The sequence below is a fragment of the Serinicoccus chungangensis genome (assembly GCF_001483745.1).
In the GTDB taxonomy this organism is placed as follows: domain Bacteria; phylum Actinomycetota; class Actinomycetes; order Actinomycetales; family Dermatophilaceae; genus Ornithinicoccus; species Ornithinicoccus chungangensis_A.
In genome coordinates, this window is the sequence record NZ_LQBL01000010.1 from 1 (window position 1) to 10,256 (window position 10,256).

Annotated in this window: 11 protein-coding genes; 6 read left to right on the forward strand and 5 right to left on the reverse strand. The window is 67.8% G+C overall.

The features are described from left to right. Positions 1–146 precede the first annotated feature (146 nt). From AVL62_RS04445 to AVL62_RS04460, 4 genes are all read left to right on the forward strand, one after another. A complete protein-coding gene (locus tag AVL62_RS04445; protein ID WP_058890474.1) occupies positions 147–587 on the forward strand; it encodes an NUDIX domain-containing protein in 441 nt (146 codons plus the stop codon). A 74-nt stretch (positions 588–661) separates the two neighbouring features. After that, on the forward strand, positions 662–1,189 hold the full coding sequence (locus AVL62_RS04450; RefSeq protein ID WP_058890475.1) for a GNAT family N-acetyltransferase: 528 nt from the start codon (positions 662–664) through the stop codon (positions 1,187–1,189). Positions 1,190–1,300: 111 nt separating this feature from the next. Then, a complete protein-coding gene (locus AVL62_RS17480) occupies positions 1,301–2,083 on the forward strand; it encodes a hypothetical protein (protein WP_201023199.1) in 783 nt (260 codons plus the stop codon). Between the two features lie 206 nt (positions 2,084–2,289). Further along, positions 2,290–2,604 (forward strand): PH domain-containing protein, encoded by a 315-nt coding sequence (locus AVL62_RS04460; RefSeq protein ID WP_161937836.1) that lies wholly within the window; start codon positions 2,290–2,292, stop codon positions 2,602–2,604. 316 nt (positions 2,605–2,920) lie between these two features. On the opposite strand, the gene AVL62_RS04465 is transcribed toward AVL62_RS04460, so the two are convergent. Then, entirely contained in the window at positions 2,921–3,553 is a 633-nt protein-coding gene (locus AVL62_RS04465) for a maleylpyruvate isomerase family mycothiol-dependent enzyme (RefSeq protein WP_058890477.1), read from the reverse strand. A gap of 36 nt (positions 3,554–3,589) precedes the next feature. Beyond that, on the reverse strand, positions 3,590–4,066 hold the full coding sequence (locus tag AVL62_RS04470) for a MarR family winged helix-turn-helix transcriptional regulator (protein ID WP_058890478.1): 477 nt from the start codon (positions 4,064–4,066) through the stop codon (positions 3,590–3,592). Between the two features lie 129 nt (positions 4,067–4,195). Between AVL62_RS04470 and AVL62_RS04475 the strand changes: the two genes are divergently transcribed. Together AVL62_RS04475 and AVL62_RS04480 are read left to right on the forward strand one after the other, a co-directional pair. Beyond that, on the forward strand, positions 4,196–5,089 hold the full coding sequence (locus AVL62_RS04475) for a VOC family protein (protein WP_058890479.1): 894 nt from the start codon (positions 4,196–4,198) through the stop codon (positions 5,087–5,089). Between the two features lie 291 nt (positions 5,090–5,380). Further along, complete coding sequence (locus AVL62_RS04480; protein ID WP_058890480.1) at positions 5,381–6,607, forward strand: tyrosine-type recombinase/integrase; 1,227 nt, start codon at positions 5,381–5,383, stop codon at positions 6,605–6,607. A gap of 166 nt (positions 6,608–6,773) precedes the next feature. On the opposite strand, the gene AVL62_RS04485 is transcribed toward AVL62_RS04480, so the two are convergent. The 3 genes from AVL62_RS04485 to istA form a co-directional block, all read right to left on the reverse strand. Then, the gene (locus tag AVL62_RS04485; protein WP_058890481.1) at positions 6,774–7,118 is read right to left on the reverse strand and encodes a histone-like nucleoid-structuring protein Lsr2; all 345 of its coding nucleotides are present in this window, start codon (positions 7,116–7,118) and stop codon (positions 6,774–6,776) included. 801 nt (positions 7,119–7,919) lie between these two features. Further along, complete coding sequence (istB, locus tag AVL62_RS04490; RefSeq protein WP_058890482.1) at positions 7,920–8,720, reverse strand: IS21-like element helper ATPase IstB; 801 nt, start codon at positions 8,718–8,720, stop codon at positions 7,920–7,922. Beyond that, the gene (gene istA, locus AVL62_RS04495) at positions 8,717–9,928 is read right to left on the reverse strand and encodes an IS21 family transposase (RefSeq protein ID WP_058890483.1); all 1,212 of its coding nucleotides are present in this window, start codon (positions 9,926–9,928) and stop codon (positions 8,717–8,719) included. The genes istB and istA overlap by 4 nt, the downstream gene beginning before the upstream one ends. Positions 9,929–10,256 lie beyond the last annotated feature (328 nt).

The following is a 10,256-nucleotide window of genomic DNA, read 5'->3' on the forward strand; positions in this document are numbered from 1 at the left end:
ATGGCCCCATAGTAGCGCTTGTGCTACAAACGCGCTCATGCCGCCTCCGGTGTCACTCTCAAAATGGCCGCGAGCCTCTCAACCCTGAGACCCAAGGGGCCGCCAGTCGGCCGGCCTGACCGCGGTGCAGGGGTAGCGTTCCCCGGGTGCACTTCACCGAGTTCGATACCCGCCTGGCTGCCTACGGGTTGCTGATCTCAGACGACCAGATGCTGCTGACCTGGTTCAACGGGGGCGGCAGGGCAGAGCCCGGGTGGACGATGCCCGGCGGGGGTGTCGAGTTCGATGAGTCCATCAAGGCTGCTGTCGCGCGTGAGGTGTTCGAAGAGACCGGGTACACCGTGGACGTGGGCGACGTCGTGGGCGAGCACCACTTCACCCTGCCTCGCCAGGGCACCCGCCGCCCCATGCGTTCCCAGCGTTTCCTCCTCACGGCCACCATCACCGACGGTGAACTCGGGACGACCGAGACCGACGGCACGACCGACTTCGCCGCCTGGGTTCCCCTGGGCGAGGTGGCCGCTCTGCATCCACGGGCCGACATCATCGAGCTCGCCCTGGACGTCCTGCGGCAACGAAACCACTAATCAGACAAGACGTCATTCACAGCCCTCGAAAAGGACCAGCAGACGACTGTCCGCTCGGGCTAGTCTCGCTACCAATGCCTCCCGAACCTTTCGCCGTGCTGCGCCGCGTCCGGCCGAACGACAGCGAGGCCATCCTGCAGGCCTTCGCAGCGCCAGACATGTCCCGCCAGGGTGACGTCCACGACCTCGCCTCGGCAGCGACTTACGCACAACGCCTGTCCGAGAACCCGTTCGCCTTCGGCCTCACCACCGACGGCACGCTCCACGGAGTCGTAGCCCTCAACGTCGACCACGAGAACCGGCTGGGCTGGCTCTGGTACTGGACGCACCCCTCCCACCGCCAGCGCGGTCTCACCAAGCGCGCAGCAGCGACCGTGGCCAACTGGGCGCTGAGCGACGGCGGACTCGAACGACTCGAGCTGGGCCACCGCGCCAACAACCCTGCCTCCGGACGCATCGCCCAAGCAGCCGGATTCATCCAAGAGGGACTAGAGCGAAAGAAGTTCCTCGTCGACGGGGACCGCGTGGACGTACTGACCTACGGACGCCTGCGCACCGACCCACCACCCAACACCCCAGACCTGCCCCTCACCGCCACCTAGACCACCCCGGCAAACCGACCGGAAATGCCGCGTGTCGTTGGACGAGGCAGAACACAGGGTGGACCAGAGGGTTAGGTTCACCAGATGTGGGCGACTCTGGCGGCTGGCCTCGTGAGTGACGGTGACGTCCCTGAGCTGCGCGTGGGACAAGTGCTACACCGCACAGGATTGCGCCTGTCCTGCACCTCTTTCGTACCGGCAGAAAACGACGGCAACGACGGTCTTCGCGGAGTCGGTGAGGTCACCGACGGCGACAGCATCTACCGGCTGCTCGGCCAGGTGGTCGCCACTTGGCGCCAAGCCGCCGTCATGGACACCAGCGCAGGCCTGCTGCTGCTCGAGCCCAGCACCAGCCGACCCGTTCGCATCCCCGGCGATCACGAAGGCATCGAGCCGTACTCTCCCGACTTCACTCAGCCCCAGCTTGGAACGACATACGCAGCGGTCGGCCGCCTGCACGTCGTGCGCCAGCACGAATGGGACGCGTTCCACCCCCTCGACCTACGTCGGAACTGGCGGCTCACGAAGGCCCTGCTGGTGAACCACCAGGGCGAGCCGAATACGCAGCCGACCGAACGCCTCGACGCACGCACTGGACTCGACACCGACCTGCACTACTTGATCGAGCTCGAGGCCGCCACGCCTGCCGTCGCACACCCACCGGCGCACCCGAGAGACAGGTCCATCCACGCCGTCGTGCGCGACTGGTTCCCAGACGAAGGGTGGGGCATCGTGGACTCACCACACACGCCCGGAGGCTGCTGGGCTCACGTCAGCCGCGTCCAGGCGAAAGGACTCCTAGAGCTCGCCCCCGGAGAGACAGTGGCACTCGAGTTCGAACACGGCGACCAGCACGGCTTCCGCTACCGCGCCGTCACCGCACGACCCGAGTAAGCACATTCGCATGCCGCGCAAGCCGAGCTTCCACAGGCTCCGGCGAAGTCCGTAGGCGCGGTTTGACGGGGGGTCGGTGGGCGCTTGAGACATAGAGTCCATGCATGGACGCGAGGATCTGGGATTCGCTTCATCGGCGCCCTCAACTTCGTATAAACCTGGGGCTCGCTCTTACGTGGGGCACTGTGGCCGTTCTCTCACTCCTCGTGAGCTTTCCGCAGACCTGGGGCGACGCCGTCTGGCCGGTAGGGACGGGCTTCGTCACCGTGCTGTACGCGGCGATGGCCATCGCTGCCGCCAGGGCTCGAGTCGAAGCTGACCCTCACGAACTCAGAATCTGCAGAGGGTTGCGCACTCAACACCTTCCTTGGCGCAGCGTCACCGGGCTTCGCAACAACGCCGAAGGGCCGTGGGCGACCCACATGGTCGCCGATCTGAGCGACGGCTCATCTGCCGACGTGCCCCTGCCACCCGACCACCAAGAACTGGTCGACTTCTGGGACACCCTCCGCAGCGCTTGAGAACGGTCGGCCCCTCAGCAACGCCATCGCGGCCCCTGGGCCACTCCCCGTCGGAGCGGACCGGCCGACACGCACGCACTGCTACCAGCGCGATGCATCGGGCCCGCCACCGGACGGCAACCATGCCCGCATGGCGGGTCCTCCAGCCCCGGTGATGCGCGCCTGCGGGCGGACGTCTGAGCGCCGTTGTGTCAGCATGTCAGTGGTCATGTGCCAGTGCTCGACAGCGTGACTGAACGGCGACTCTCATGGCGTTCGGCGTACCCTGACCAAGGAGCCGCAGGTGAGACTCACCAGAGGCGCTGCTGCACGGACGTCACCGGCGAGCCGCGAGCACCGCTGCGCCCTCACCAGTGAGCTCGCCGGGAGAGGTCGGTCGTCCAGAAACGGCCAGCAGGGGAGCGATGGGCTCGCCGCGGACCTCGGGGCCGTCGCCGATCTGACCTTCGGGCGGAGGGGGGCAGAGACGGAGGCCGCGGGCACGCTCCCTGCCTCCACCGAACTCGGCGCTGGCCCTCACCATGTACGTCAGCGCCATCATGACGGGCTCCATCGGGTAGGCGTGGTGGATGCCCAGGGGACGGCGGATGTCCTCACCGTGCACATAGGCCTCGACCAGCCGGGTGGCTATCGGTGCCGGCGGGCTGCAGGTGCGGGCTGCCGTAGCGCGGAACGCGTCCAGCGTCTGGACCGGGTCGGTGCCCTTGCGCTTCGCCACTCCCTCCTCGTTCGCCCGGTCGAAGTCGAAGCGGGCGCCGACCATCTGACGCACGAAGCCCAACCGGGTCGTGAGGGCCGAGTCGGTGAGGTGGGCGACGACGTCGTGCACCGACCACCCGTGGCACAACGACGGTGTCTGCCACTCCTCGGGGCTGATGCCCTGCAGGTCGGACGCCAGCCTGCGTCGCTCCTCGTGCACCGCCCGCCAGATCGCGGTTCGGTCATCCACGTCGTTCTCCTTGCGCTCCAGGGCAGGGCCATCGATTCATGACCGGTCCAGCATGGTCCCGTCGGGATCGATGCGCTGCAGGATCGCCGTGGTGATGGCCGTCAGCTGCTCGATCTGCGTGGGGGTCAGCGCGTCGACGACGGCGTCGCGGACGGCGGCGACGTGACCCGGCGCAGCTGCCCGGACCGCCTCCCACCCGTCGTCGGTCAGCCGGGCGTTCGTGGCGCGGGCATCCTCGGGACACGGCATACGCGACACCAGACCTCGACCCTCGAGACGCCGAACCACGTGCGAGAGCCGCGGGAGGGTGGCGTTGGTCTGGGCCGCGAGCGCCGTCATCCGCAGCGTCCGGCGGTCTGCCTCGGAGAGCATGGCCAGCGTGAAGTACTCGAAGTGGGTGAGCCCGCTGTCCCGCCGCAGCTGCGTGTCGAGCACACCGGGCAGCAGCTCCAGCACGGCTGCCATCCGGACCCAGGCCGCCCGCTCGGCATCGGTCAACCACGTCGTCGTCATCGCACCAGTATCACCGATGGTTGACGGGACAACTTCCCCCAACCGACGATGCGGGGTCAGTTGTACCGACAACTATGCGGTGGTACGGTGGCGTAACTAGTTGACACGACAACTTCCGAGGGCTCCACCATGACCACCGATCTCCTCCTGCCCGGCACCACCACCATGGACGCCGTCACCCTGCACGTGGCCGACCTCCCGGGCATGACGGACTACTACCGTGACGCGCTCGGCCTCGAGGAGCTGCCCGGTGACGCCGCGCGCACCGCAGTCGACCGTGGCTCCCCCGCCGTCGGGCGGGCCGACACCAGCGTCCTCGGTCGCGGACGCGACGCACTCGTCGTCCTCGTCCACACCCCCGGCCTCCCCGCCCCGGCACCCGGCCAGGCAGGCCTGTTCCACACCGCGCTGCTCTTCCCGGACCGAGCCGCGCTCGCGGACGTCGTCGCCCGGGCCGGCCAGCACCCCCGCTCGGTCTTCGTCGGCTCCGCCGACCACCTGGTCTCGGAGGCGTTCTACTTCACCGACCCCGAGGGCAACGGCATCGAGCTCTACCGGGACCGGCCGCGCGCGCAGTGGAGCTGGCACGGCGGCCGGGTGGCCATGGACTCCCTCCCCCTGGACCCGCAGGCGTTCCTGCGCGACCACCACGTGGAGCAGGCCCCCAGCACCGCCGAGGTGGGCCACGTGCACCTCAAGGTCGGCGACGTCCCCACCGCGCGGGCCTTCTACGTCGACGCCCTCGGCTTCGAGGTCACCGCCCAGTGGAACGGCGCGATCTTCGTCTCGGCCGGTGGCTACCACCACCACATGGCCATGAACAGCTGGGGCAGCCGCGGCGCCGGCGCCCGGGCCGCCACCCTCGGCCTCGGGCAGGTCTCCATCGTGGTACCGACCACCCAGGACGTCGACGCCCTCGCCGAGCGACTCCGCCACCACGACATCCCCGCCCAGCACGACGGCCGCACCCTGCGCTTCGAGGACCCCTGGCGCAGCCTCCTCGAGGTCAGCGCCGCGACGTGACGCGACGACGAGCCCACAGGCGACGGCCCCCAGCCACGACGAAGGCCCCTCGACCGCGTCTCCGCAGGCCAGGGGCCTCATACCGAACCTCGAACCGGGTGGACGTGAAGGGACTCGAACCAATATCTTGGCCGATGCGACGATCCACGCGAATCGATGTCAACCAGCACTCTTGGGTTCTGACCTGCACAGACGCAGCCGAGCGGACATCACTCGATGTGGTCGTAGGTGGACACTGCTGTACCTTCAAGATGCACGCAAGATGCACGACCGAGGAGCGCAAGGTTGGCCATGACCCGCAAAAGGCAGTTCGGCAACCTGAGGAAGCTCCCGAGCGGGCGGTGGCAAGCGTTCTACCGCTACGGCGAGATCCGGCACAACGCGGGCAGCACCTTCGAGACGAAGATGGACGCCGAGGGCTGGTTGGTCGACGAGCGCCGCCTCATCGAGCGAGATGAGTGGAGCCCGCCAGCCGTTCGACGCAGGGCGTCACAAGACGCTGAGCAAGCGCGCGTCGCGAACACCTTCACCGCATACGCGAGGGCCTGGCTGAGCGGACGACACGACCTGCGCCCGACGACGCGCGCCTCCTACGCGACGTCACTCGAGCGTCATCTGTTGCCGGCGTTCGGGACCATGCCGATGGATGAGATCAAGACTGACACCGTCCGCACCTGGTTCCAGTCTTACGGCACTAGAACGCCGACCGCACGAGGTCACGCATATCAGGTCTTAAGCACCATCATGCGCCAGGCAGAAGATGACAACATCATCACGAAGAGCCCGTGCCGCATCCGCTCCGGTGGCCGCTCCCCCGTCGTGCGCGAGCCCGAAGTACTAACCCTTACCGAACTCCTGTCTTTGGCACAAGCCATGCCGGAGAAGCACCGAGCATTCACCCTCGTGTGTGGCCTGTGCGGGCTACGTTTCGGGGAGGCTGCCGCACTGCGCCGCCAGGACGTCGACCTGGCGGCCGCAACGCTCACCGTCAGTCGCACAGCAGTTCGCGCCGACGGGACTAAAAGCACCAACGCCCCCAAAACGGCTGCCGGTCGAAGGACTGTGGCCATGCCGTCCATCGTTGCTCGGGCCCTGACCGACCACATCGGTGCTCAGGCCGATCACAGCCGTAGCGCTCTGATCTTTCCGGGCGATGACGGAGAGCTGTTGGCGCCTACCGCGCTGTACGGCCGCGGGGCTCGCGTCGAAGAACGCAACGGACGAACGTACCGGAAGGCGGCCTACGGCTTCCACGCTGCACGCGAGGCTATCGGCAAGCCGACCCTGCACTGGCACGACCTGCGTCGCACCGCTGCCACCCTGGGAGCTCAGTCGGGCGCTACGGTGCGCGAGTTGCAGCACCGTCTGGGACACACCACCCCCGCCATGGCTCTGCACTACCAGTTGGCCACCGCACAGCGTGATCGATCGATCGCCGACGCACTGCAGGTTCAGATTGAGGAGCTGGGAGAGAACGCGTGGCCGTCGGGCCCTGCTGGTGGTTCGACTGTTTCTTGAGAAGCGCCCCGAGGGTCGGGAGAAGCGATCCCGGGCACCGGCCGGAGCTCACACCTACAGAAGGAGCGACTGCGCCAAACCTCCTGCTGCGGCGTCCCACCCTGGGTGGCCACGCCACGAATGGCGTGGCTCAATCACAGGGGCAGGCGAGCGCTGCGCTGCCTCGTCACCCCTTTTGCGCAGACTCGTAGGCGGCTACGACCTCAGCGGAGATGCGCCCACGGTCAGAGACGGAGTGTCCGTTCTCCTTCGCCCACTGCCGGATGGCCTTCGTGCGCTCACGGTCCTGCTGACTCGCGCTGCTGGTGCCCGCCCTACGAGTGCCGCCAGACACCTTGCGCCCGGCCCTGAGGTAGGGCTGAAGAAGCTTGGCGAACTCCGCCGCCTCATCGGTGGACAGGTCAACCTCGTACGTGCTGCCCTTCCAGCCGAAGGTGATGGTTTCGCCCTCCTTGCCCAACTCCTCTCCGGAAAGGTCTGAGACGAACTGGGTCACGACACGCTGCGCCATAAGTGATCCTTCTCGATGGGACGTCCAAGCCTTGCACCCGAAAGGGTGAGGACGTGCCTCCTACCGTACCCAGGACTCTGCAGGGCACCAATTCCGCTAGGACCTCTCGAGTAACGCACGATCCCGTGACCCGCTGACGGATCGACTTGGTAGGACAAAGCGGAGGCAGTTGGCTAGTGGTCGGCCCGCCTAGCCCATGCGGCATGACAGCCCGCTGTGCGATGGCTGCTTCCCGGCGCTGGAACAGCGGCGCAGTACATTCTGTCGACGACTGCAAGGGAGGGCACATGGGGAACGGCGCGTCGGGCGAAGGGGCTCCGCGATGGATGGTCGTACTCGTGTTGGGGCTCGGTGCTCTCGTGCTGGTAGGAGTTCCGGTGCTTACGGCGACAATCGATCGACCGTTGATCCTCTACATACTTGGGTCTCTTCTCGTGGTTGTCCTGGCGTGCAGCGTTCCGTTGGCCGTTGTCATGCGGAAGGAACTGCGTGGGATTCGCGAGAAGAAGTCAGGGCGCTGAGCGGCGAGAGAACCTTCCCGACCAGCGTCAAGGCCGGCTGTGGGGTCCTGAATGAAGACGTTCGACCTCGCGCCCGTTCTCTGGAGGGCGCAGTACACGGGTATTGACGAGTTAACTGGGACGGTCCGCGGCTGATGCGTGCTTGGTCGAGCGTGGGCCACGGAGATGACCCGCGGTGTGGAAGGAAGCGAGGATGGTTGCCACAGGTTGAGCACAGCGCGGTAGCCTGTCGACGGCGCTCGAAAACTGGACGGTTTCGGCGGTCGAAGAGTGGACGGTCTCAGTCTAGGGATTCTTGTTCGGCCTTGATGCTGGGCAGGGTGTCGACGCCGCGGTCGCGTAGCCGGTAGGAGGCGCCTTTGAGTGCGATGACGTCGGCGTGGTGGACGATGCGGTCGATCATCGCGGCGGCCACGACCTGGTCTCCGAAGACGCCGGCCCAGGAGCTGAACGGCAGGTTCGACGTCAGGATCAGGGAGGCGTGCTCGTACCGGGAGGAGACGAGCTGGAAGAACAGGTTCGCGGCGTCCTGCTCGAAGGGTAGGTAGCCGACCTCGTCGACGATGATCAGCCCGTACCTGCGGAGACGGGTGAGCTCGGCGGCGAGCCGGCCGCGGTCGTGGGCCTCGGTCAGGCGGGTGACCCAGTCGGTGGCGGTCGCGAACAGCACCCGGTGTCCTTGCCGGGCGGCGGCGACGCCCAGGGCGGTGGCCAGGTGGGTCTTGCCGGTGCCCGGTGGGCCGAGGAGGACGACGTTGCGGTGCTCGGCCAGGTAGGCCCCGGACGCCAACGCCTGGACGGGGGTGCGGGCGCCGGGTTGGTGATCGAAGTCGAAGTCGTCCAGGGTCTTGACCGCGCCGAACCCGGCCGCGCGGATCCGTAGTCGGGCTCCGGAGGCGTTGCGGGCGGCGACCTCGCGTTCCAGGACTGCGGCCAGGTAGTCCTCGTGCGTCCACCCGGTGTCCCGGGCGTGGTCGGCCAGGCGGGCGGCGGCCTCGGTGATCCGGGGCGCTTTCAGCGCGGCGGCCAGGTGGGTGATCTGCTTGAGCGACTCGGTGCCGGGCGTGGTCTTGGGGGTCATGGCTGGCCCGCCTCGCCGAGACCGAAGGCACGGTCGTAGTCGGACAGGTCCCGCACCATGCCCGCGTCCTCGGATGGACGTGGTGCGGGGTGTTGGTAGTCGTGGCGCAGCGCGGCCGCGGTCGCCACGTGGGTGGGGTCGGTGACGGTCATGCCCCGTGCCCACCGGCGCGGGTGCTCGGCCACGAGCCGGCCGCCGTGGCGGACCCGGACGACCTCGAGGTCGGCGGCCACGTCGACCCGGGCGCCGATCGCGCGGGGGTCGACCGAGTAGTCGGAAGTGTCGACGCGCACGTAGTAGTCCCGGCCCAGGCGGACATGGTTGCGCCACCCCAGGTGCAGCACCGCCGGCGGCAACGGCAGCATCGCCTCGGTGTCCGCCGCGAGCAGGTCGACCGGGCGGGCCTTGGTCGTGCGCACCGTCCGGGCGTTCGCCCTGGTGAGCCATTCGGTGAACTGGGCGTTGAAGTCGGCCGGGGAGGCGAAGTGGCGCCCGGGCATGAAGGAGGTCTCGAAGAAGCGGTTGCGGCGTTCCACGATGCCCTTGGACTCCGGGTCCCGCGGCGGCAGCAGCACCACCTTCGTGGCCAGCGTCCCGGCGAACACCGCGACCGGTTCGGTCAGCTTGCCTCGTCCGATGCCGGGCTCGTTGTCCCAGATCAACCGGCGCGGCACCCGACCCAGCTCACTGAGCAGGGCCCACGTGCCGAGCAACAGATCCGGTGTCTTGCGGGTCGGCAGCATCCGGCCCACCGTGAACCTCGAATACCCGCACGTCATGACCAGCACCGGCAGCAGCGTGCGCGATCCGTCCTCGAGGAGGATCTTGGCTGGCGGGAACCACAGGTCGCACTGCGCCACGTCCCCGGCCGTCCAGGTGAGCCGGTCGGCCGGGTCGATCGGGCGATGGTCGACCCGGAGCCGCTTGACGTTGTCGCGGAACCAGCGGATCGAGCCGGTCCACCCCACCCGTTCGGCCAGCACCGTCGCCGGCATGTCCGGGGTGTCCTTCAGCAGCTCCCGCACCCGCGCCTCGTACGGCGTGAACGACGTCGGACCCGGTCTTCGCTCGTACTTCGGTGGCCCCTGCGAGGCGATGGCGTTGATGACCGTCGTCCTCGAGATGCCCAACCTCCTGGCGATCGCGGCCTTCGGCACACCGTCGGCGGCCAGCCTCCTGATCAGCGCCCAGTCCTCCATGGTGATCACACTCCAATCGTTGGCGGAGTGTCCACTTTTCGAGCGGGTGGTTTCCAGGCACTGTCGCAACGCCTCCCTAGAGTTCGGGAGTGTGAGGTCTTTGTCGCGACGTGTGAAGAAGGGGCCGGGACGACGTCCGTTGTCGGCCAAACGTGCCCGATTCGTGCAGCTGCGCGAGAGGGGGTGGAGCATCACCGCCGCGGCCCGCGAGGTCGGGCCTGGGCACCGCCGCTGCGTACTGCCACAACTGCGACCTCCTCGTGGGCCTGGACGGTCTACATTTCACTAGTGTCTGAACCGCCCCGGGTTTGGTGGAGGGTCTTGATTTCTACGGGAG